We start from the raw sequence: 21,230 nt of genomic DNA on the forward strand, positions 1-21,230 counted from the left end.
GCCCGAAGGGGGTGTTGTGCTGCTCCTACCTTCCGTAACGTCCTCAACTGGCAGCGGTGAATATGCCGCTACCGCCGTGGGGGAGCCTCGATTCGGGAGAGGACGGCGCCGTGATGGGCTGGGTAACCGACTGGAGTGCGCAGGCAGCCTGCCGCACTACCGATCCGGATGAACTGTTCGTACAAGGGGCAGCGCAGAACAGGGCCAAGGCGGTGTGCACCGGATGCCCGGTGCGGACCGAGTGCCTGGCCGATGCGCTGGACAATCGCGTCGAGTTCGGCGTGTGGGGCGGAATGACCGAGCGGGAGCGCCGCGCACTGCTGCGCAGGCGGCCCACCGTCACGTCCTGGCGCCGGCTGCTGGAGACCGCGCGCAGCGAGTACGAGCAGTCGACGGGCATCCTGCCCGTGACGATCGGACTGGACGACGACGAACTGCACGAGAGGTACGCCGCGGTGGGTTAGGGCTGACGAGCGGTTACGCAGCTCCGGCCGGGACGGAACCGGTCGCGAGCCGTTCTCCTACGGCCCGAAGTCCTTCGAGGTCGTGTACGTCACCGGGCAGCGCGGCCACTTCGGTCACGGCGACCTCGGGGTGCAGCGCGGTGAAGCGGTCACGTGTGCGCTGTTCGCGCGCGACCACCTGCATCCGTTCGGCGTGCAGCCGCAACAGACCTGCGGTCAGCTCTTCGACGGAGGGGGTTCCGGAGGTCTCGGGAACGTGTCCCGGCGTCGGCTCGCGGTCTTCGGCGTCCTCGTGCTCGGAGTTGTGGGGCGTGGCGTCGGGGGTGGTGTCCGGTGCGGCACCGGGCGCGGGAGCGGCCGCGGGGGAGTCGGCCGACCGGTCGGCCGGGTCACGAAGTCCAGCCTTCCCGGCCGTCTGATCCACAATGCCGACCCCGTCAAGATTTTCTGCGGCGGCCAGGGCCTGCTCGGCGGAGAGCCGGGCGGCATCGCTGCCGTGGACCCGGTTCAGCACCAGCCCGGCCAGCGGCATTTCCTCCGCGGCCAGCCGTTCCACGAAGTACGCCGCCTCGCGCAGCGCGTCCCGCTCCGGTGTCGCGACCACGAGGAACGCCGTACCGGGCGCCTGGAGCAATCTGTACGTGGCGTCGGCCCGGGTACGGAATCCGCCGAACATGGTGTCCATCGCCGCGACGAAGGTCTGTACGTCGCGCAGGAACTGACCGCCGAGCAGCTTTCCCAGGGTGCCGGTCATCATCGACATCCCGACGTTCAGGAACTTCATCCCCGCCCGGCCGCCCATCTTCGCCGGAGCCATCAGCAGCTTGATGAACTTCCCGTCCAGGAACGAACCGAGCCGCTTCGGCGCGTCCAGGAAGTCCAGCGCGGAGCGCGACGGAGGGGTGTCCACGATGATCAGGTCCCACTCGTTGCGCGCTCTCAGCTGCCCGAGCTTCTCCATCGCCATGTACTCCTGCGTGCCCGCGAAACCGGCCGACAGGGACTGGTAGAAGGGGTTCTCCAGGATCGCGCGGGCGCGATCGCCGTCCGCGTGCGCCTCGACGATCTCGTCGAAGGTCCGCTTCATGTCGAGCATCATGGCGTGCAGTTCCCCGGCGCCGTCGCCCTCGATGCCCGGCACCCTGCGCGGGATGTTGTCCAGCGAGTCGATGCCCATGGACTGGGCGAGTCTGCGGGCCGGGTCGATGGTGAGCACGACGACCTTGCGGCCGCGCTCGGCCGCCCGTACACCCAGAGCCGCCGCGGTCGTGGTCTTGCCGACGCCGCCCGAACCGCAGCACACGACGATCCGGATGTCGGGATCGTCGAGCAGGGCATCGGCGTCCAGCGCGGGCGCGTAAACGGGTGCGGAGGCGGAATCGGAGGGTCCGGCCGGGTCCGTCTCCGTGGTCCTGGCCGCGTCCGTGCGCTGTGTCATGTACCCACCCCTTGTCCCGCCCCTTCTCCCACGCCCTGCTTGCGGAGCTCGGTCGCCAGGTCGTAGAGACCGGCCGGGTCCATCCCCTCGCCGATCAAAGGGAGTTCGTACCCCGGAAGCTCCAGGTCCGCGAGGACGGCGCGCTGTTCGCGCTCCAGCTCGACCCGCTGGGCATGCTCGGCCGCCTGCTCGACCAGGGGACGCACGAGCCCCGCGGACCCCGTCACCCCCGCCTTCGTCAGTGCCTTGGCGATCTCCTTGCGGCGGCCTCCCGCGGCGGTGCGCAGAGTGTCCTCGTCCAGCAGATGGGGCCGCACCATGTTCACGATGACCCGGCCCACCGGCAGTTCGGCGGCGCGCAGCTCGGCGATGCCGTCCGCGGTCTCCTGGACCGGCATCTCCTCCAGCAGCGTCACCAGATGGACGGCGGTCTCCGGGGACTTCAGCACCCGCATCACGGCCTGGGCCTGATTGTGTATGGGGCCGATCCTGGCCAGCCCCGCCACCTCGTCGTTCACATTGAGGAAGCGGGTGACGCGCCCGGTGGGCGGGGCATCCATGATCACGTAGTCGTAGACGTACCGGTTCTGCTTGTCCTTGCGGCGTACGGCTTCGCAGGCCTTGCCGGTCAGCAGTACGTCCCGCACGCCGGGCGCGATCGTGGTGGCGAAGTCGATCGCGCCGAGCTTCTTGAGCGCCCGGCCCGCGCTGCCCAGCTTGTAGAACATCTGGAGGTAGTCGAGAAGGGCGCGCTCGGCGTCGATCGCGAGGGCGTACACCTCGCCGCCGCCCGGTGCGACGGCGATCTTGCGCTCCTCGTACGGGAGGGACTCCGTCTCGAAGAGCTGGGCGATGCCCTGCCTGCCCTCGACCTCCACGAGAAGGGTGCGCTTGCCCTCGGTCGCGAGGGCAAGCGCGAGGGCGGCGGCGACCGTGGTCTTACCGGTACCGCCCTTGCCGCTGACGACCTGGAACCTGCTCACGTATTCGAGCCTAACCAGTCGCGCCGCAGGCTACGCACGAGGCCGTGCGTGCCAGGTATTACAGTCGGGCCATGACCAAGTGGGAATACGCGACCGTGCCCCTTCTCGTGCACGCGACCAAGCAGATTCTGGACACCTGGGGCGAGGACGGCTGGGAGCTGGTCCAGGTCGTTCCCGGCCCGAACAACCCCGAGCAGCTCGTGGCCTACCTGAAGCGGGAGAAGGCGTAGTGGCGGGCGCCGTCGAGGCGAAGCTCGCCGAGCTCGGGCTGACGCTGCCGGACGTCGTACCGCCGCTGGCCTCCTACCAGCCGGCCGTGCAGTCGGGGGTGTACGTCTACACCTCCGGCCAGCTGCCGATGGTGGACGGCAAGCTCGCGGTCACCGGCAAGGTCGGTGCCGAGGTCACGCCCGACGAGGCCAAGGAACTGGCGAGGACCTGCGCGCTCAACGCGCTGGCCGCCGTGAAGTCCGTCGCGGGCGACCTGGACCGGATCGCGCGGGTGGTCAAGGTCGTGGGCTTCGTCGCCTCGGCATCCGACTTCACCGGGCAGCCCGCCGTGATCAACGGGGCCAGCGAGCTGCTGGGCGCGGTGCTCGGTGACAAGGGCGTGCACGCGCGCAGCGCGGTGGGCGTCGCGGTGCTGCCGCTGGACGCACCGGTGGAGGTCGAGGTCCAGGTCGAGCTGGCCGGGGCCTAGAGGTTCGGGTTCTCCACTGCTTATTCCGATCCCGTCCGGTCGTCACGACCGGGCGGGATCTTCTGTGTACGGGCGCATATGCGACATCTGCGCACTGATGTGCCGGTTGGACCCGGTATGCCTCCCGGTGCGCTTTCCCAAGCACCTCTCGAACATCGGCGCGGTTCCGGATAGCCTCCGGCCATGTCCAATGGTCAGTGGTACCCACCGGAATGGCCCGACCGGATCCGGGCACTCGCCGCAGGTGAGCTGACGGCCGCGACCCCGAAGCGGGCCGCCACGGTGATGCTGCTCCGGGACACCGCCGCTGACACCGGGGGCGGTCCCGCCGTCCACATGCTGCGCCGCCGCGCCTCCATGGCTTTTGCCGGCGGGGCGTACGCCTATCCGGGTGGCGGGGTCGACCCGCGCGACGACGACCGGCTCGTCGGCTGGGCCGGGCCCGCGCTGGAGATCTGGGCCGAACGGCTCGGCGTCGGGACTCCGGCCGAGGCCCAGGCCATCGTCTGCGCGGCGGTCCGTGAGACGTACGAGGAGGCGGGCGTCCTCCTCGCGGGCCCGGGCCCGGGCACGGTGGTCGGCGACATCACCGGCGCCGACTGGGAGGCGGACCGGGAGGCGCTGGTCGCCCGGGAGCTGTCCTTCGCCGAGTTCCTTGACCGGCGCGGGCTGGTGCTGCGCTCGGATCTGCTGGGCGCCTGGGCGCGCTGGATCACTCCCGAGTTCGAGCCCCGCCGCTACGACACCTGGTTCTTCGTCGCCGCGCTCCCCGAGGGCCAGCGCACCCGCAACGCCTCCACGGAGGCCGACCGCACGGTGTGGATCCGGCCCGGCGAGGCGGCCGACGGATACGACAGGGGCGAGCTGCTGATGATGCCGCCGACCGTGTCGACGCTGCGGGCGCTGAGGCCGTACGGGACGGCCGCCGATGCCCTGAAGGCGGCGGATTCCCAGGACCTCGCCCCCGTACTGGCACAGGCGCGGCTGGAGGGTGACGAGCTGGTGCTGAGCTGGCCGGGGCACGACGAGTTCACCAAGCACATCCCGAGCGGCGGCGCGGGCGGCGATGCCGTATGACCGGGGCCGCAGCCCTTCCGGGACAGCCGCGCGGCGGGGTCCTGTCCGGACCCGCCACCAGCCGTGCCGTCAACGTACTCGCCCCCAACGCCTCGCCGATGACGCTGGACGGCACGAACACCTGGATCGTGGCCGAGCCCGACTCCGATCTCGCGGTGGTCATCGACCCGGGCCCGCTGGACGACACGCATCTGCGGGCCGTCATCGAGACCGCCGAGCGGGCCGGCCGACGGATCGCGCTCACCCTGCTCACCCACGGGCACCCCGACCACGCGGAGGGCGCGGCGCGGTTCGCCGAGCTGACCCGTACGAAGGTGCGTGCCCTGGATCCGGCGCTGCGGCTGGGCGACGAGGGGCTGACCACGGGCGATGTGATCACCACCGGTGGCCTGGAGCTGCGGGTCGTACCGACCCCCGGGCACACCGCGGACTCGCTCTCCTTCCATCTGCCCGCCGACGGGGCGGTGCTGACGGGAGACACGATCCTCGGGCGCGGCACCACCGTCGTCGCGCATCCGGACGGGCGGCTCGGCGACTACCTCGACTCGCTGCGCAGGCTGCGCTCGCTGACCGTCGACGACGGCGTGCACACGGTGCTGCCGGGGCACGGTCCGGTGCTGGACGACGCGCAGGGCGCGGTCGAGTTCTACCTCGCGCACCGCGCGCACCGGCTGGCCCAGGTGGAGACGGCCGTCGAGGCGGGACACCGTTCGGCGTCGGAGGTGGTGGCGCAGGTGTACGCGGACGTGGACCGGTCCCTGTGGCCCGCCGCGGAACTCTCGGTGCTGGCCCAGCTGGAATACCTGGGCGAGCACGGGCTGATCTGATCCGCGGCACAAGCACGGGAAGCCCCGCCGGGCGGCGGGGCTCCACGTCGTGTGGGGGAGGTGTCCGGGCTAGCGGGACCGCTTCGCCAGGCGCTCCACGTCCAGCAGGATCACGGCGCGCGCCTCCAGGCGCAGCCAGCCGCGGCCGGCGAAGTCGGCGAGTGCCTTGTTGACCGTCTCGCGGGAGGCGCCGACCAGCTGGGCCAGCTCTTCCTGGGTCAGGTCGTGGACGACGTGGATGCCTTCCTCCGACTGGACGCCGAAGCGGCGCGACAGGTCGAGGAGGGCGCGGGCGACACGGCCCGGCACGTCGGAGAAGACCAGGTCGGACATCTGGTCGTTGGTCTTGCGCAGGCGGCGGGCGACGGCGCGCAGCAGGGCCGTGGCCACCTCGGGGCGGGCGTTCAGCCAGGGCTGGAGGTCGCCGTGGCCCAGGCCGAGGAGCTTGACCTCGGTCAGCGCGGTCGCGGTGGCGGTGCGGGGGCCCGGGTCGAAGAGCGACAGCTCGCCGATCAGCTCGCCGGGGCCGAGGACGGCCAGCATGTTCTCGCGTCCGTCGGGGGAGGTGCGGTGGAGCTTCACCTTGCCCTCGGTGACCACGTAGAGGCGGTCGCCCGGGTCGCCCTCGTGGAAGAGCGCGTCGCCGCGTGCGAGGGTCACCTCACTCATCGAGGCGCGGAGCTCCGCGGCCTGCTCATCATCGAGCGCCGCGAAAAGCGGGGCGCGCCGCAGAACGTCGTCCACGAGTTCTCTCCTTGTCGGCCTGTTCAGGGAACCGTGGTCCCCATCATGCCGGACGGTAAAACAGTGCGATCAATCACAAACCAGTTTGACGCACGGGCGTGCCGATCCGAGCGGCAGGGGGCCGATTGGGGGCGGATACACGGTGACAGGCGCGGATGTCGGTGTGTGGCTCTAGGCTGGCCGGGTGTCCAAATCGCCGGTGAGAGTGCAGGCCAAGGGGGCTGATGGGGTGTCGGAAGGCCGTGATTCCGCTGTGGGCGAACAGGGTGCGATTCGCCCGGAAAAAGCGACAAAACGCCCCGCGAGGGAGGCGGTGAAACGCCCCGGGAAGGCGAAGGCGAAGCCGGTGAACGCGGCGGGAGCAGGAGCGGGGCGGAAGCCGGAATCACGTCTGGCGATGGTGCGCCGAGCCCGCAGGATCAACCGCGAGCTCGCCGAGCTCTACCCGTACGCCCACCCCGAGCTGGACTTCAGGAACCCCTTCGAGCTCCTGGTCGCCACGGTCCTCTCCGCCCAGACCACCGATCTGAGGGTCAATCAGACCACTCCCGCGCTCTTCGCCGCCTACCCCACCCCCGAGGACATGGCGGCGGCCGTCCCGGAGGAGATGGAGGAGCTCATCCGGCCGACCGGATTCTTCCGGGCCAAGACCAAGTCGCTGATAGGCCTCTCCGCGGCGCTCAGGGACAATTTCGGCGGCGAGGTGCCGGGGCGGCTGGCCGATCTCGTCACGCTTCCGGGGGTCGGCCGCAAGACCGCCAATGTCGTGCTGGGCAATGCGTTCGGCGTCCCCGGGATCACCGTCGACACCCATTTCGGCCGCCTGGTCCGGCGCTGGCGGTGGACGGAACAGGAGGATCCGGAGAAGGTCGAGGCCGAGATCGCCGCGATCTTCCCCAAGAGCGAGTGGACGATGCTCTCGCACCGGGTCGTCTTCCACGGCCGCCGGATCTGCCATGCCCGCAAGCCCGCCTGCGGCGCCTGCCCGATCGCGCCGCTCTGTCCCGCGTACGGCGAGGGCGAGACGGACCCGGAGAAGGCCAGGAAGCTGCTGAAGTACGAGATGGGCGGCCGGCCGGGGCAGCGGCTGAGCCCGCCGGCGGACTACCCCGGCAGGCCCGCGCCGCCCCTCGGGGCCGGCTGAGCCCCGGCACCGCTCCGGGGCCGACGCACGCCGCCGGTTCCGGAGCGGCCGGAACGAAATGCGTGACGACAGGCGTTGTGAGACGAGGGGTGCCTATGAAGACGCACGAACAGAGCACGGAACGCGGACAGAGCACGGAGCGCGGGCACGGCACGGAAGCGGCGGCCGCGCCCGCGGCGGACAGATACGCGGCGGCCGCGCCCGCGGCGGGAAACCGGGTGGCGACCGGGCCCGCGGCAGGCGGCCCGGCAGTGGTCAGTCCCGCTGCGGCGGTCGCGGCGGCCGCAGCGGCGGCAGGCGCCCGTGAGGACGCCGCGATCAGCGTCACGGACGAGGGCCTGCCCTCCTGGCTCGACCCCGTGGCCCGCGCCGCGCGGACGATCGAGCCCGACCAGCTCAGCCGCTTTCTGCCGCCGGAGAGCGGCGCCGGGCGGCAGTCCGCGGTGCTCGTACTCTTCGGCGAGGGCGAGCGCGGCCCCGAGCTGCTGCTGATGGAGCGATCCGGAAGCCTGCGCTCCCACGCCGGGCAGCCGTCCTTCCCCGGCGGCTCCCTGGACCCGGAGGACGGCGACCAGGCGACGACGGGGCCGCTCAGGGCCGCCCTGCGGGAGGCCAGGGAGGAGACCGGCCTCGATCCGCGCGGGGTCCAGATCTTCGGCGTGCTGCCCCGGCTCTACATCCCCGTGAGCGGCTTCGTGGTGACGCCGGTCCTGGGCTGGTGGCGTTCGCCGAGTCCGGTCGGTGTCGTCGATCCGGGTGAGACGGCCCGGGTCTTCACCGTTCCCGTGGCGGATCTCACGGATCCGGCCAACCGCGCGACCACGGTCCATCCGAGCGGCCACCGAGGCCCGGCATTTCTGGTCGAATCAGCCTTGGTGTGGGGCTTCACGGCCGGAGTGATCGACCGCATTCTGCACTACGCGGGCTGGGAGCGCCCCTGGGACACCGCCAAGCAGGTGCCGCTCGACTGGCGCGCATGACAGGCTGAGACCCCTGCTGCGCTGTCCGGCCCCGCCCGGACCCAGCCGGAGGGAAACGGGCCCGGTGACGAATCTGTGAGGCTATAGACGGTGAACGTGCTGGACATCCTGCTGCTGGCCGGCGCCGTGTGGTTCGCGGTCATCGGCTACCGACAGGGGTTCGTCGTCGGCATCCTGTCGGTGATCGGGTTCCTGGGCGGCGGTCTCGTCGCCGTCTACCTGCTGCCGGTCCTGTGGGACCAGCTGACGAACGGCTCCGAGGTCTCGTCGACGGCCGCCGTCGTCGCCGTCGTCATCGTGATCGTCTGCGCCTCGGTGGGCCAGGCGTTCACCACCCACCTCGGCAACAAGCTCCGCCGGTACATCACGTGGTCGCCCGCGCGCGCCCTCGATGCCACCGGCGGCGCCCTGGTCAACGTCGTCGCGATGCTGCTGGTCGCCTGGCTGATCGGCTCCGCGCTGGCCGGCACCTCGCTGCCGACGCTGGGCAAGGAGGTCCGCAGCTCGTCGGTCCTGCTCGGCATCTCCCGGGTGATGCCCACGCAGGCCTCCACCTGGTTCACGGACTTCTCCTCGGTCCTCGCGCAGAACGGCTTCCCGCAGGTCTTCAGCCCGTTCGCCAACGAGCCGATCACCGAGGTCCAGGCCCCGGATCCGGCGCTGGTGGGCAGCCCCGTCGCGGCCCGCGCCAGGAAGTCCATCGTCAAGGTCGTCGGTACGGCCCCGAGCTGCGGCAAGGTCCTCGAAGGCACCGGCTTCGTCTTCTCCGACCGCCGGGTGATGACCAACGCACACGTCGTCGGCGGAGTCGACGAGCCGACCGTCCAGATCGGCGGCCAGGGCCGGCTGTACGACGCGAAGGTCGTCCTGTACGACTGGCAGCGCGACATCGCCGTGCTCGACGTACCGGACCTCGACGCGAAGCCGCTGGAGTTCGCCGACACCGACCATGACGCCCGGACGGGGGACAGCGCCATCGTCGCGGGCTTCCCGGAGAACGGCTCGTACGACGTACGGGCCGCGCGTGTCCGGGGCCGTATCGGCGCCAAGGGCCCGGACATCTACCGCCGGGGCACCGTCCGCCGCGATGTGTACTCGCTCTTCGCGACGGTCCGTCAGGGCAACTCCGGCGGCCCGCTGCTGACCCCCGCCGGCCAGGTGTACGGCGTCGTCTTCGCCAAGTCGCTCGACGACCCCGAGACCGGCTACGCGCTGACGGCCGACGAGATCCGCCAGGACATCAGGCGCGGTCGCTCCGCCGACCAGCAGGTCGACAGCCAGGCATGCGCGCTCTGAGCGCCTGTCCCTGGGCAGCCGGTCCCTGAGCGGTCACTGCCTGAGCAGCCAGTACCTGAGCGGCCCGTACCTGAGCAGGCCTGCGCGCGAGTGACCCGTGTGCGGCAGGGTGCGGGCGCAGCACGGCGTGCCGAGGCCCGGGAGAGCCGTGGTGAAGTCCCGCCCGGCCGGTGAGCGTTCACCGGCCGACCGGGGCGGAGATCATCCGCGTGGATGGCGCAGCCGCGCCGAGACCCAGCGGGCCCGACGGCGCAGAATGCGCGGAATGCCGAGCTGGGGATCATGCAGAACATGCATATCGAGCACCCGGCCCTGGGGGCCGCCCCCCTCATGAGCGCTCGGACCCGCCGTGGCGGTCGAGCGGCGATTGCGTGCTGTGTCACCGAAGTCGTGCGTCCAGCCCATACCGGGACGTCTGCCCGGGCCTCATGGTCGGTAACCGCCCATCCGTCAGCCAATTGGCCTATGCGCCGGGCAATTGGCTGTTCGTCGGACAACTGTGCCCTTACGGCTACCGATCGGGCTCGGAATCCTTGAGCCAGCTGATGAGTTCGGCAGAGAAACCGGCCGGGTCCTCCTCGTGCGGGAAGTGCCCCAGACCGTCGAAAAGTCGCCAGCGGTACGGCGCTTCGACGTACTCGCCGGAGCCCGCCGCGCTCCGTGTGCGGATCGCCGGATCGAGTGAACCGTGCAGATGCAGCGTCGGTACCCGCACCGGCAGTTTCATCCGCCGGTTGAACTGGATCCCGTCCGGACGGGCGAGGGAACGCACCATCCAGCGGTACGGCTCGATGGAGCAGTGCGCCGTCGACGGGATGCACATCGCGCGCCGGTAGACGTCCACCGTCGCGTCGTCGGGGAAGTCCGGGGTCCGGGGACCGGCCCATTCGCGGATCAGCCGTCCGACCAAGGCCGCGTCGTCCGCGACGAGCTGACGCTCCGGTACCCACGGGCGCTGGAAACCCCAGATGTACGAGCCGGCCCGGGACTGCGCGAAGTCGGAGAGCATCGAGGAGCGCCAGCGGCGCGGATGCGGCATCGAGGAGACCACGAGGCGGCGCACCAGCTTCGGCCGCATCACCGCGGCCGTCCAGGCGAGGTAGCCGCCCATGTCGTGGCCGACCAGGGCGGCGTCCGGTTCACCGAGCGAGCGGATCACGCCGGTGATGTCGAGCGCCAGGTTGGCGGGGTCGTAACCCCGGGGCGTACGGTCGCTGCCGCCGACCCCGCGCAGATCCATCGCGACGGCCCGGAAACCGGCGTCGGCCAGCGCGGTGAGCTGGTGGCGCCAGGTCCACCAGAACTGCGGGAAGCCGTGCAGCAACAGCACCAGCGGCCCCTCGCCGAGCTCGGCGATGTGGAAGCGGGCGCCGTTGGCCGCCACGTCCCGGTGGGTCCACGGCCCCTCGATCCGTACGGGTCCGCCGGAGCCACCCGGGACGGCTGGGCCCGGTGAGGCAGGGCCCGGGGCCGCTGGGCCGTCCGAGCCTCTCCGGCCGCCCTTGCCCGCGGGGCCTGCCCCACCTGCCGGGCCCGCGGGGTCGACCGGGCCTGCCGGATCTGCGGGGCCCGCAGGATCTGCCGGACCTTCTGGGTCGAATGCGCTGGAATCGGGGACCGTCATGTGGACGAGCGTGCCACAGAGGAGGCCTTGTCCTGGACCGGAGCCTTCTCCATGGCCGTGCCCGCCAGCGTGCTGCCCGAGACGGCCGGACGGCTCGTTCCCGCCGTGACGGCGGGCCGCGGATGAGGCTTGACGCCCTGCAGCACGGCCGCCGTCTGCTTGGCCGAGGCGATGGACTTCTCCGGCGGCTTCAGCTTCTTGAACTTGAGCCAGCCGATCAGCCCCAGCAGGGCGGCCAGGAAGAAGAACCCACCGGCCACGATCAGGAACGACCACGGCAGGCCCGGGCCCAGGTTGTGGATCCCGTAGGCGGCCGCGAAGCTCAGCATCGGCATCATGAACAGAAGCAGCACGGCCGCGCCGATCATCGCCACGCTGCCGATCGCCCCGCGCTTGACGTCCTGCCGTACCTCGGCCTTGGCCAGGGCGATCTCGTCGTGCACCAGTGCGGACATCTCGGCTGTCGCCGCGGCGACCAACTGCCCGAGACTGCGGTCGGCGCTGCCCGCGTTGTTGCCGGGGTCGCTCATCCCTGACTCCCTCTCCTGTTCTGCTGCTCAACACATCTGGTGTCAGATCATGCCGGACTGTCCGGCTCGTTGCTCGCTGCCCCCGCCAGTCGGGCAAGACGGCGGTGCTCGGCCGCCTTCTTCTCGTGGATCGCGGCCATCCGCAGGTGGTACTCCGGATCGTCCTGCTCGTAGACGTCGGGCACCCCGTCCTCGTCCTCGTCGAGCTCCTCCGCCTCGTACAGCGCCCGGTATCTGCGTACCCGGATTTTGAGCAGTACGGAGGCGACCGCGGTGGCCGTCAGGGAACCGATCAGCACGGCGGCCTTGATCTCGTTGATCATGTCCTCGTCGCCGGCGAAGGCGAGCTCGCCGATGAGCAGCGAGACGGTGAAGCCGATCCCGGCGAGCGTGGCGACCGCGAAGACATCCGCCCAGGCCAGGTCCTTGTTCAGCTCCGCCTTGGTGAAGCGGGTGGCCAGCCACGTACCGCCGAAGATGCCCACGGTCTTGCCGACGACCAGGCCCAGGACGACACCGAGTGTCTCGGGCCGGGTGAAGACGTCCGCCAGGGCGCCGCCGGAGAGGGAGACACCGGCCGAGAAGAGGGCGAACAGCGGCACGGCGACACCGGCCGACAGCGGGCGGATCAGGTGCTCGATGTGCTCGCCGGGCGAGTGGGTCTCGCCCTCCCGGCGGGTGCAGCGGAGCATCAGGCCCATGGCGACACCGGCGATCGTGGCGTGGATGCCGCTGTTGTACATCAGGCCCCAGATGACCAGGGCGAGCGGTACGTAGATGTACCAACCGCGCACGTTCCTGCGCAGCAGCAGCCAGAAGACGGCCAGCCCGATGAAGGCGCCGATCAGCGCCATGAAGTCGATCCGCTCGGTGAAGAAGACCGCGATGATCAGGATCGCGAAGAGGTCGTCGACGACGGCGAGGGTCAGCAGGAAGGCGCGCAGCGCGTTCGGCAGCGAGGTGCCGATGACCGCGAGTACGGCGAGCGCGAAGGCGATGTCGGTGGCGGTGGGGACGGCCCAGCCGCCCGTCGAACCTCCGCCGACCACGTTCACCAGTGTGTAGACGACGGCCGGGACCACCATCCCGCACAGCGCGGCGACGACCGGGAGGGCGGCCGCCTTGGGATCGCGCAGTTCGCCCGCGACCAGCTCCCGCTTGAGTTCGACGCCCGCGACGAAGAAGAAGATCGCGAGCAGCCCGTCCGCCGCCCAGTGCGCCACCGAGAGGTTGAGGCCCAGCGACTCCGGCCCGAAGTGGAAGTCGCCGACGGCCCGGTAACCGGAATAGAAGGTATTCGCCCACACCAGTGCGGCTATCGCGGCGACCAGCAGGATGACGCCGCCGACGGTCTCGGTGCGCAGGGCGTCGGCGAGGTAGTTCCGCTCGGGGAGGGAGAGCCTCCCGAGAAAGGTGCGGCGGGAGGGAGAAGGAGGTGCGGGGGTGGGGGTGGGCGCGGCCACGGGTGGAGACCTCCGGGTCGGTACGGCAGCGATGGCATGGCTGATGCACTTGCCGACCAGACTTCCCGGCACCCCTGTGGAATTTTCTTATTGCCTTATTGACGCAGTTGCCACTGTACCCGGGGCGTGCGGGGCTGTATCCGGTGATCTTCACCTTAAATGCCCGAGGGGTATCCGGCGCGTTGCCGGATACCCCTCGGGGACCTACTGCCGCTTGCTGCGGCGGGTGCGCGGAGGCTGTGGTCAGTCCTCGGAGGGGGACGACGGCAGCTGGGTCTGGATCAGGTCCATCACCGAGGAGTCACTCAGCGTGGTGACGTCTCCCACCTCGCGGTTCTCGGCGACATCGCGCAGCAGACGGCGCATGATCTTGCCGGAGCGGGTCTTCGGCAGCTCGGCCACCGGCAGGACCCGCTTCGGCTTGGCGATCGGACCGAGCGTGGCACCGACGTGGTTGCGCAGCTCGGCGACGAGCTCGTCGGAGGCGTCGGCCGTGCCGCGCAGAATCACGAAGGCGACGATGGACTGGCCGGTCGTCTCGTCGGCGGCACCGACCACGGCCGCCTCGGCGACCGCGGGGTGCGAGACGAGCGCCGACTCGACCTCGGTGGTCGAGATGTTGTGCCCGGACACGAGCATCACGTCGTCGACCCGGCCGAGCAGCCAGATGTCGCCGTCCTCGTCCTTCTTGGCTCCGTCGCCCGCGAAGTACTTGCCCTCGAAGCGCGACCAGTAGGTGTCGATGAAGCGCTGGTCGTCGCCCCAGATGGTGCGGAGCATCGACGGCCACGGCTCGGTGAGGACGAGGTAGCCGCCCCCGCCGTTCGGAACCTCGTTGGCCTCGTCGTCGACGACCGTGGCCGAGATGCCGGGCAGGGCGCGCTGGGCGCTGCCCGGCTTGGTCTCCGTCACGCCCGGCAGCGGCGCGATCATCATGGCGCCGGTCTCGGTCTGCCACCAGGTGTCCACGATCGGGCACTTGTCGGCGCCGATGTGCTTGCGGTACCACATCCACGCCTCGGGGTTGATCGGCTCACCGACCGAACCGAGGATCCGGAGACTGCTCAGGTCGAACTTGGCGGGGATGTCGTCACCCCACTTCATGAACGTACGGATCGCGGTCGGCGCGGTGTAGAGGATCGTGACGCCGTACTTCTGCACGATCTCCCAGAAACGCCCCTGGTGCGGGGAGTCGGGCGTGCCCTCGTACATGACCTGCGTCGCGCCGTTGGCCAGCGGGCCGTAGACGATGTACGAGTGGCCGGTCACCCAGCCGATGTCGGCGGTGCACCAGAAGACATCGGTCTCCGGCTTGAGGTCGAAGACCGCGTTGTGGGTGTAGGCCGCCTGCGTCAGGTAGCCGCCGGAGGTGTGCAGGATGCCCTTCGGCTTACCCGTCGTGCCGGAGGTGTAGAGGATGAAGAGCGGCTGCTCCGCCTCGAAGGCCTCGGGGGTGTGCTCGGCGGACTGGCGGCCGGTGATCTCGTGCCACCAGACGTCGCGGCCCTCGGTCCACGCGGTGTCCTGGCCGGTGCGCCGCACCACGAGGACGTGCTCGACGCCGTCGATACGGGAGACGGCATCGTCCACGGCGGGCTTGAGCGCGGACGGCTTGCCGCGGCGGTAACCACCGTCGGCGGTGATGACGACCTTGGCGTCCGCGTCCTGGATGCGGGCGGCGATGGCGTCGGCGGAGAAGCCGCCGAAGACGACCGAGTGGGCGGCGCCGATGCGGGCGCAGGCCAGCATCGCGATGGCCGCTTCGGGGATCATCGGCAGATAGACGGCGACCCGGTCGCCCTTGCCGACACCGAGCTCGATGAGCGCGTTGGCGGCCCGGGAGACCTCGTCCTTGAGCTGTGCGTAGGTGATGGCGCGGCTGTCGCCGGGCTCGCCCTCGAAGTGAATGGCGACCCGGTCGCCGTTGCCGGCCTCGACGTGACGGTCCACGCAGTTGTACGCGACGTTGAGCCTGCCGTCCGCGAACCACTTCGCGAAGGGCGGGTTGCTCCAGTCGAGCGTCTCGGTCGGCTCCGTGGCCCAGGTCAGGCGACGGGCCTGCTCGGCCCAGAAGCCCAGCCGGTCCGCATCGGCCTGCTCGTACGCCTCCGCTTTGACGTTGGCATTGGCGGCCAGATCGGCAGGCGGTGCGAACCGCCGCTCCTCCTTGAGCAGATTGGCCAGGCTTTCGTTGCTCACGACATCTCCCATTCCCAGGGTGTCCGTTGTGTCCCGGGGCATAGCTCATCAGGCCAAAGGCCGGGTGACAAGTGTCTGCCCGGAATTGGTTTAGACCTGTGTCTCGTGTATGGAGACACGGTCCCGCATCCGCATGCGGTGCGACGGGCGCGGTGCGACGGGCGCGGCGCGGTGCGACATGGTGCGCCGCAGTGCGGAGGCAGGACCACAAGGTCTCACGGACCCGGGGCAAAGGTGGTTCAGACGCCGCTCCGCTCCAACTCGCCCGGACCGGAGGGCTCGCCGGGGCCCACCCGGTCGAAGACCTCGTCGAGCTCCAGCCCGCTGCTCGCCCCCTCGGTCAGCAGATACGCCTGCGCCTCGCCCACGTGGAAGTACATGCCGTGAAGGCGGAGCGTGCCTTCGGCGAGCCGCCGTGCCACGGATTCGTGTGCCCGAAGATGGTCCAGTTGCTGGACCACATTGGTGAGGCAGAGCTGCTCCAGCGCATCGGTCGGCAGCCGCCCGGAGATCCGGGCCCAGGCGTGGTGCCGGGACGCCATCCGCTCCAGGCTCGGCAGCCCATGTCTCAGCCACCGCCACAGGGAGGTGGGCGGAGCGCCCGGGTCCGGTCCGGTGCCGAGCAGCGCCTGCATCGCTCCGCAGCCGGAGTGTCCGCAGACGGTGATGGACTCCACCTTCAGTACGTCCACCGCGTACTCGATCGCCGCGCCCACCGAGTCGTCGCCCGACTCGGCGTTCGGCAAGGGCACCAGATTGCCGATGTTGCGCACGGTGAACAGGTCGCCCGGGCCGCTCGCCGTGATCATGCTGGTGACCAGGCGGGAGTCCGCGCAGGTGATGAAGAGCTGGGAGGGGCGTTGCCCCTCGGCGGCCAGCCGGGCCAGTTCGTCGCGCACCAGCGGAGCGGTGTTGCGCTGGAACGAACTGAGGCCGCTGATCAGCCGGTTGCCGCCGGGCCGGTCGCGGGTCGGGGAGTGCGGGCCGGCCGCCCGGCCGGGGGAGCGGTGGACAGCGGGGTCCGGGCCCGGGGCGGGGGTGGAGGCTTTGTGGGGGGTGTCGTGGGATGCATCGATCCGGTCGGAGCCGGGGTGGGTTCCGGCGGAGCGGCTGATGAAGTGACCGGCCTCGGGCGTGCTGACGGGCTCGTCGTGGCAGTGGTGGTTGCGCCAGGGTGTCCAGGGGCGGCAACAGGAGTGCGCCGCCGAGGCGGGCTCGGCGATCCGGCCGCCGGACCTGCCGGTGAACACGGCCCTGCCGCCATGCGCGGTGTGGGCGGTGCTCCAGTCCTGAATCGCCTCGTACGCCGCATGGTCCATGAAGAAGCCGTCCAGTTCGACGACGACATCGCTGTCCTGGGGCAGCTGTCCGAGCGTGCGGCTGAGCCGGGGCACCGCGAGGAACGTCAACTGGCCCCGTACGACGACCAACTGCTGTCCGCCATGATCGGTGACCGTGATCCGGGTGCGGGCCAGCCGGTGCAGGGCGACCGCCACCGCCACCGCGATGCCGATCACCACGCCCTTCAGTACGCCGAAGAGGATCACGCCGGTGATCGTCGCCCCGTACACCAGGACTTCGCGGTGCTTGTGGACGTTGCGGATGTGGGCGAAGCTCACCATCTTGATGCCGACCATCATCACCAGCGCGGCGAGCGCGGCCAGCGGGATCCACTCCAGCACCGTGACCAGCAGCCCGGTGGCGAGCAGCACCCAGACGCCGTGCAGCACGGTGGAGGCGCGCCCGGTCGCCCCTGCGCGTACGTTCGCCGAACTGCGCACCGCGCCGCCGGACACGGCCAGCCCGCCCACCAGCCCGGACAGGGTATTGGCGATGCCCTGGGCCCGCAGCTCACGATCGAGATCGGAGCGTCTGGCGGGCGGCGTGGGCTTGGCGGCCGAGCCGGCCGAGCCCGGTGGGTCGGACGGCGTGGCCGGTGCCGATGCCCGGGCCGGGTGCGAAGGCGCGGCCGAGCGTGAAGCCGCGGCCGGGTGCGAAGGTGTGGCCGACAGTTTGTCCACGGCCACCGCGGCGAGCAACGACTCCAGGCTGGCCACCAGCATCACCGTGAACACGGCGGTGGCCAGGGCCAGTACGGGGCCGTGCGGCATCTCCGGCAGGGCGTGCGAGCGCCAGGACGGCAGATCGACCCGGGCGATCCCGGGAGCGGCGGTCGCAGCCACCGCCGTAGCGGTCACCACCGCGGCGAGGGCGGCCGGAATCCGTCGTGCACCACTGCCGATCCGGCCCGGAATCCGCGGCCACAGGACCAGGACCGCGATGGTCAGCACACCGATGAGCGGGGCGGCCGGACTCACCTGGTCCAACTGGTCGGGAAGTGCGAGGGCGTTGGCTACGGCGGAACTCTGCGGTGAACCGCCGAGCACGATGTGCAGCTGGGCGAGCGCGATGGCCACGCCGATGCCGGCGAGGGTGCCGTGGACGATGGCGGGGCTGACGGCGAGGGCGCTGCGCGCCGCCCGCAGCGAGCCCAGAAGAATCTGCAGAAGCCCGGCGCCGATGGTGATCGCGCAGGTGGTGCGCCAGCCGTAGACCTGGATCAGCTCGGCCGTGACCACGGTCAGGCCGGCGGACGGGCCGCTGACCTGGAGGGGCGTGCCACCGAGCAGTCCGGCGACGATGCCTCCGATCGCGGCGGAGATGAGGCCGGCTTGGAGCGGGGCGTCCATGGCGACGGCGAGGCCGAGCGACATGGGGACGGCGAGCAGGAAGACCGTGATCGACGCGGACAGATCGGCGCCCGCGATGCGGAATCGTCCGCCGCGCTGTGGCGGCGGGCTGTGTGGTCGCTTGACTCCCGAGGCACGCGGCGGGCGCGAACTACGGGATGTGCGGTTGTGACGAGTGGGGACGCAAGCAGACATGTTCCCGTCTCCTCCGGGGCAGCGCGGTCGCGGAATGTGGGGACGCGGCCGTGGGTCACGGCGTGCAGCGGCGGGATTTCTCAACTCTCAGTAAACAGATCGTAATGGAGAGTAAAGATTCGTGTCCATGATTGAGGTCAAATGACTCGCTTGGTCACTCATCCAAGTGAATAAGCATCTTTTCGTTCGGCCTGTCGTGCTGATCCGACGGAGCCGTGTGCGAGCTTGACCGCGCCGTGTCGGCACTTCGACGCAAATTACCGGCAAGGAAGAGGTGGGCGGATGATGGCCGCCACGACGAGAGCCGCCGAGAAGAGAGCCGTTGCGAGAAGAGCCACCCCGAAGAGGGCCGCCGCCGGGCGGCTCGCCCTGGGCGCCGTGGCCGTCGCGCTGACCGCGGGAGTGGCGGGTTGTTCCTCCGGTTCCGGCGCCGGCCGCGGATCCGCCGGGCCGGAAGCGGCGAAACCGGCCGCCGGAGCGGAGAAGCCGGCCACCGGACCCAAGAGGAAAGCCCCAGGGGCCGCGCCCGAGAGTGTCTTCCGGCTCATCGGCGACGGCTCGACCGCGTTCACCGGCAGCCAGCCGAACCAGCCCGTGGCCGAGCGCCTGGCCCCTGGTCGGAAGCCGCCGCAGTTCGTGGTGTTCTCGTGGGACGGCGCGGGCGAGGACAGTCAGAAGCTGTTCTCGCACTTCCGCGAGGTCGGCAGGAAGTACCACGCGAACATGACGTACTTCCTCAGTGGCGTGTACATGTTGCCGGAGGGCAAGGCGAAGCTCTACGACCCGCCGAAGCACAACGCCGGCAGCTCGGACATCGGCTTCAACGACACCGAGGGAATCCGGAACACCATCACCCAGGTGCGCGGGGCCTGGGAGGACGGTGACGAGATCGGCACCCACTTCAACGGCCACTTCTGCGGTCCCGAGGGCGGCGGCACCTGGTCCGTCGAGCAGTGGAAGAGCGAGATCGGTCAGGCCAAGTCCTTCGTGAAGAACTGGAAGACCAACGACCCCGGCCTCGAAGGGGAGAAGCCGCTTCCCTTCGACTACGACAAGGAGCTCATCGGCGGCCGCACCCCCTGCCTGGAGGGGCGGAAGAACATGGTCGCCGCAGCACGGACGATGGGCTTCCGCTACGACTCCAGTGGGGTCAACGATCAGGTCTGGCCGAAGAAGAAGGACGGCCTCTGGGACCTTTCGATGCAGCTCGTTCCCGTGCCGGGCCGTGACTTCGAGACCCTGTCGATGGACTACAACTTCATGTTCAACCAGTCCGGAACGACGCAGGGCGACCCGGACCAGCACGAGTACTGGGGCAATCAGATGCGCGACGGCCTGCTCCAGGCCTTCGACCGCTCGTACGAAGGAAACCGTGCCCCGCTGATCATCGGCAATCACTTCGAGTCCTGGAACGGCGGCACCTACATGCGCGCCGTCGAGGAGACCATCGCGAAGGTCTGCACGAAGGAGAACGTGCGCTGCGTGTCCTTCCGGCAGCTCGCCGACTGGCTTGACGCGCAGGATCCGGTGACGCTGGCGAAGCTCGGCACGCTCAAGGTCGGCCGGGCGCCCGCGAAGGGATGGACCGCGTTCCTCGGCGGAACGGGGGCCTCCGGGACCGACCGGGCAGCGGAGACCGACAAGCGTGACCGGGGAACCGCCGGGCACGACCGCTGAGCTGCGCGGCCTTCGGCCGCGTCCGGCGTGTCATGCGCAGGACGGGCCAGGCAGCAGGGCCGCGCGTCGGGCGCCGGACGGGCCGGAGAGCCGATCCCGTGCGGCGCCCGGGGACGCAACGGCTGCCGCGAAAGGCGCGAACCCTGCCGACGGGTGTCGGCGGCTCAGGCGGGCTGAGCGGCGCCGTCCTGCGCGTACCGCTCGTCGAGGACGAAGGCGGGGTCGACCTGGGCAGCCAGATCGGCCCCCGTCTTCTCGTTGCCCCAGCTCTCCGCATTCTTCAGATGGAAGTGCACCATCTGCCGTGTGTAGCGCGCCCAGTCCCGCTGTTCGTAGGAGTCCTCCGCGGCGTTCTGCAGCGCCTGCAGAGCCATCCGGTTGTCCGCCTCCAGCAGCTCGAAGCGAGCGGGGCGGCCCTTCTCCATCGCTCGAACCCAGTCGGAGTGCCCGACGGTGACCAGCAGGTCGTCGCCCACTTCGGCGCGCAGGAACTCCAGGTCGTCCTCGCCCTGCACCTTGTTGCCGATGACCTTCAGCGCGACCCCGAAGTCCCGCGCGTACTCCTTGTACTGGCGATAGACCGAGACGCCCTTGCGGGTCGGCTCCGCGACCAGGAACGTCATGTCGAAGCGGGTGAACATCCCCGAGGCGAAGGAGTCCGAACCCGCCGTCATGTCGACGACGACATAGTCGTCGGGGCCGTCGACGAGATGGTTGAGGCAGAGCTCGACCGCGCCGACCTTGGAGTGGTAGCAGGCCACACCCAGATCCGACTCGGTGAACGGTCCGGTGGCCATCAACCGGATGTCCCCGTCGTCGAGCCGGACCGTACGGGCGCACGCGTCGTAGATCGGGTTGTCCTCGCGGACCCGCAGCAGCCGGGAGCCCTCGCCGGGCGGAGTCGTCTTGATCATCGTCTCGCCGGAGGCGATACGGGGATTGCTGCCGCGCAGATACTCCTTGATCAGAGGCAGGTGCGCTCCCATGGCGGGCAGCGCGGCGGCCTCCTGGTCGTCGAGGCCGAGCGCGGCCCCGAGATGCTGGTTGATGTCGGCGTCCACCGCGACGACATGGGCTTCATTGGCGGCGAGGTGGCGGATGAAGAGCGAGGACAGCGTCGTCTTGCCGCTGCCGCCCTTCCCCACGAAAGCGATCTTCATGTTCACCTAGGGTAGCGGTGCGATCGCGGTCCGCTGTCG

General features: G+C 70.3%; 19 protein-coding genes. 9 read left to right on the top strand and 10 right to left on the bottom strand.

The annotated features are described in order from the left end of the window. The first annotated feature begins 113 nt into the window (after positions 1–113). Positions 114–464, top strand: a complete 351-nt coding sequence (locus ACWCPY_RS21225) for a WhiB family transcriptional regulator (RefSeq protein WP_326770080.1) — start codon at positions 114–116, stop codon at positions 462–464. A gap of 13 nt (positions 465–477) precedes the next feature. On the opposite strand, the gene ACWCPY_RS21230 is transcribed toward ACWCPY_RS21225, so the two are convergent. Together ACWCPY_RS21230 and ACWCPY_RS21235 are read right to left on the bottom strand one after the other, a co-directional pair. After that, complete coding sequence (locus tag ACWCPY_RS21230) at positions 478–1,902, bottom strand: ArsA family ATPase (RefSeq protein WP_451267112.1); 1,425 nt, start codon at positions 1,900–1,902, stop codon at positions 478–480. Further along, complete coding sequence (locus ACWCPY_RS21235; protein ID WP_451267114.1) at positions 1,899–2,885, bottom strand: ArsA family ATPase; 987 nt, start codon at positions 2,883–2,885, stop codon at positions 1,899–1,901. The genes ACWCPY_RS21230 and ACWCPY_RS21235 overlap by 4 nt, the downstream gene beginning before the upstream one ends. A gap of 71 nt (positions 2,886–2,956) precedes the next feature. On the opposite strand from ACWCPY_RS21235, the gene ACWCPY_RS21240 reads away from it, so the two are divergent. The 4 genes from ACWCPY_RS21240 (at position 2,957) to ACWCPY_RS21255 (ending at position 5,489) form a co-directional block, all read left to right on the top strand. After that, entirely contained in the window at positions 2,957–3,115 is a 159-nt protein-coding gene (locus ACWCPY_RS21240; protein ID WP_003967454.1) for a DUF4177 domain-containing protein, read from the top strand. Further along, on the top strand, positions 3,115–3,585 hold the full coding sequence (locus tag ACWCPY_RS21245) for a RidA family protein (protein WP_362451222.1): 471 nt from the start codon (positions 3,115–3,117) through the stop codon (positions 3,583–3,585). The genes ACWCPY_RS21240 and ACWCPY_RS21245 overlap by 1 nt, the downstream gene beginning before the upstream one ends. Before the next feature lie 183 nt (positions 3,586–3,768). Then, positions 3,769–4,662, top strand: a complete 894-nt coding sequence (locus ACWCPY_RS21250; RefSeq protein ID WP_451267116.1) for an NUDIX hydrolase — start codon at positions 3,769–3,771, stop codon at positions 4,660–4,662. Then, positions 4,659–5,489 (top strand): MBL fold metallo-hydrolase, encoded by an 831-nt coding sequence (locus ACWCPY_RS21255; protein WP_451267118.1) that lies wholly within the window; start codon positions 4,659–4,661, stop codon positions 5,487–5,489. The genes ACWCPY_RS21250 and ACWCPY_RS21255 overlap by 4 nt, the downstream gene beginning before the upstream one ends. A gap of 69 nt (positions 5,490–5,558) precedes the next feature. On the opposite strand, the gene ACWCPY_RS21260 is transcribed toward ACWCPY_RS21255, so the two are convergent. Further along, complete coding sequence (locus tag ACWCPY_RS21260; RefSeq protein ID WP_014046869.1) at positions 5,559–6,233, bottom strand: Crp/Fnr family transcriptional regulator; 675 nt, start codon at positions 6,231–6,233, stop codon at positions 5,559–5,561. Positions 6,234–6,546: 313 nt separating this feature from the next. Here ACWCPY_RS21260 and nth point away from each other — a divergent pair, with 313 nt between their 5' ends. From nth to ACWCPY_RS21275, 3 genes are all read left to right on the top strand, one after another. Next, entirely contained in the window at positions 6,547–7,377 is an 831-nt protein-coding gene (nth, locus tag ACWCPY_RS21265) for an endonuclease III (protein ID WP_451267120.1), read from the top strand. A gap of 95 nt (positions 7,378–7,472) precedes the next feature. Next, positions 7,473–8,357: an NUDIX hydrolase gene (locus ACWCPY_RS21270; protein ID WP_451267122.1), complete on the top strand. Its 885-nt coding sequence runs from the start codon at positions 7,473–7,475 to the stop codon at positions 8,355–8,357. A 90-nt stretch (positions 8,358–8,447) separates the two neighbouring features. After that, entirely contained in the window at positions 8,448–9,653 is a 1,206-nt protein-coding gene (locus ACWCPY_RS21275; protein ID WP_451267124.1) for a MarP family serine protease, read from the top strand. 201 nt (positions 9,654–9,854) lie between these two features. Here the strand turns inward: ACWCPY_RS21275 and ACWCPY_RS21280 are convergent, their stop codons facing one another. The 6 genes from ACWCPY_RS21280 to ACWCPY_RS21305 all read right to left on the bottom strand — a co-directional run bounded on the left by ACWCPY_RS21280 (position 9,855) and on the right by ACWCPY_RS21305 (position 18,354). Further along, complete coding sequence (locus tag ACWCPY_RS21280) at positions 9,855–10,058, bottom strand: hypothetical protein (RefSeq protein ID WP_451267126.1); 204 nt, start codon at positions 10,056–10,058, stop codon at positions 9,855–9,857. 106 nt (positions 10,059–10,164) lie between these two features. Continuing rightward, positions 10,165–11,277: an alpha/beta fold hydrolase gene (locus tag ACWCPY_RS21285; protein ID WP_451267128.1), complete on the bottom strand. Its 1,113-nt coding sequence runs from the start codon at positions 11,275–11,277 to the stop codon at positions 10,165–10,167. Beyond that, positions 11,274–11,807: a phage holin family protein gene (locus ACWCPY_RS21290; protein ID WP_451267130.1), complete on the bottom strand. Its 534-nt coding sequence runs from the start codon at positions 11,805–11,807 to the stop codon at positions 11,274–11,276. The genes ACWCPY_RS21285 and ACWCPY_RS21290 overlap by 4 nt, the downstream gene beginning before the upstream one ends. Before the next feature lie 47 nt (positions 11,808–11,854). Continuing rightward, the gene (gene nhaA, locus ACWCPY_RS21295) at positions 11,855–13,270 is read right to left on the bottom strand and encodes a Na+/H+ antiporter NhaA (protein ID WP_451267132.1); all 1,416 of its coding nucleotides are present in this window, start codon (positions 13,268–13,270) and stop codon (positions 11,855–11,857) included. Between the two features lie 243 nt (positions 13,271–13,513). Further along, entirely contained in the window at positions 13,514–15,511 is a 1,998-nt protein-coding gene (acs, locus tag ACWCPY_RS21300; RefSeq protein ID WP_451267134.1) for an acetate--CoA ligase, read from the bottom strand. 197 nt (positions 15,512–15,708) lie between these two features. After that, positions 15,709–18,354 carry a SulP family inorganic anion transporter gene (locus ACWCPY_RS21305; RefSeq protein WP_451267136.1) on the bottom strand — a complete coding sequence of 882 codons (2,646 nt, stop codon included), beginning with the start codon at positions 18,352–18,354 and terminating at the stop codon, positions 15,709–15,711. A 285-nt stretch (positions 18,355–18,639) separates the two neighbouring features. Here ACWCPY_RS21305 and ACWCPY_RS21310 point away from each other — a divergent pair, with 285 nt between their 5' ends. Continuing rightward, positions 18,640–20,031: a hypothetical protein gene (locus ACWCPY_RS21310; protein ID WP_451267138.1), complete on the top strand. Its 1,392-nt coding sequence runs from the start codon at positions 18,640–18,642 to the stop codon at positions 20,029–20,031. A 164-nt stretch (positions 20,032–20,195) separates the two neighbouring features. Here the strand turns inward: ACWCPY_RS21310 and ACWCPY_RS21315 are convergent, their stop codons facing one another. Beyond that, positions 20,196–21,191 carry an ATP-binding protein gene (locus ACWCPY_RS21315; protein ID WP_451267140.1) on the bottom strand — a complete coding sequence of 332 codons (996 nt, stop codon included), beginning with the start codon at positions 21,189–21,191 and terminating at the stop codon, positions 20,196–20,198. Between the last annotated feature and the right edge of the window lie 39 nt (positions 21,192–21,230).

The organism is Streptomyces sp. NPDC002403 (genome assembly GCF_053593015.1).

What these genes read in the sequence shown, in the direction of transcription:
- ACWCPY_RS21225 (WP_326770080.1), top strand. Translation starts at nt 114, where the DNA reads ATGGGCTGGGTAACCGACTGGAGTGCGCAGGCAGCCTGCCGCACTACC.
- ACWCPY_RS21230 (WP_451267112.1), bottom strand. Translation starts at nt 1,902, where the DNA reads ATGACACAGCGCACGGACGCGGCCAGGACCACGGAGACGGACCCGGCC.
- ACWCPY_RS21240 (WP_003967454.1), top strand. Translation starts at nt 2,957, where the DNA reads ATGACCAAGTGGGAATACGCGACCGTGCCCCTTCTCGTGCACGCGACC.
- ACWCPY_RS21250 (WP_451267116.1), top strand. Translation starts at nt 3,769, where the DNA reads ATGTCCAATGGTCAGTGGTACCCACCGGAATGGCCCGACCGGATCCGG.
- ACWCPY_RS21255 (WP_451267118.1), top strand. Translation starts at nt 4,659, where the DNA reads ATGACCGGGGCCGCAGCCCTTCCGGGACAGCCGCGCGGCGGGGTCCTG.
- ACWCPY_RS21270 (WP_451267122.1), top strand. Translation starts at nt 7,473, where the DNA reads ATGAAGACGCACGAACAGAGCACGGAACGCGGACAGAGCACGGAGCGC.
- ACWCPY_RS21280 (WP_451267126.1), bottom strand. Translation starts at nt 10,058, where the DNA reads ATGGGCTGGACGCACGACTTCGGTGACACAGCACGCAATCGCCGCTCG.
- ACWCPY_RS21285 (WP_451267128.1), bottom strand. Translation starts at nt 11,277, where the DNA reads ATGACGGTCCCCGATTCCAGCGCATTCGACCCAGAAGGTCCGGCAGAT.
- ACWCPY_RS21290 (WP_451267130.1), bottom strand. Translation starts at nt 11,807, where the DNA reads ATGAGCGACCCCGGCAACAACGCGGGCAGCGCCGACCGCAGTCTCGGG.
- acs (WP_451267134.1), bottom strand. Translation starts at nt 15,511, where the DNA reads ATGCCCCGGGACACAACGGACACCCTGGGAATGGGAGATGTCGTGAGC.
- ACWCPY_RS21305 (WP_451267136.1), bottom strand. Translation starts at nt 18,354, where the DNA reads ATGTCTGCTTGCGTCCCCACTCGTCACAACCGCACATCCCGTAGTTCG.
- ACWCPY_RS21310 (WP_451267138.1), top strand. Translation starts at nt 18,640, where the DNA reads ATGGCCGCCACGACGAGAGCCGCCGAGAAGAGAGCCGTTGCGAGAAGA.
- ACWCPY_RS21315 (WP_451267140.1), bottom strand. Translation starts at nt 21,191, where the DNA reads ATGAAGATCGCTTTCGTGGGGAAGGGCGGCAGCGGCAAGACGACGCTG.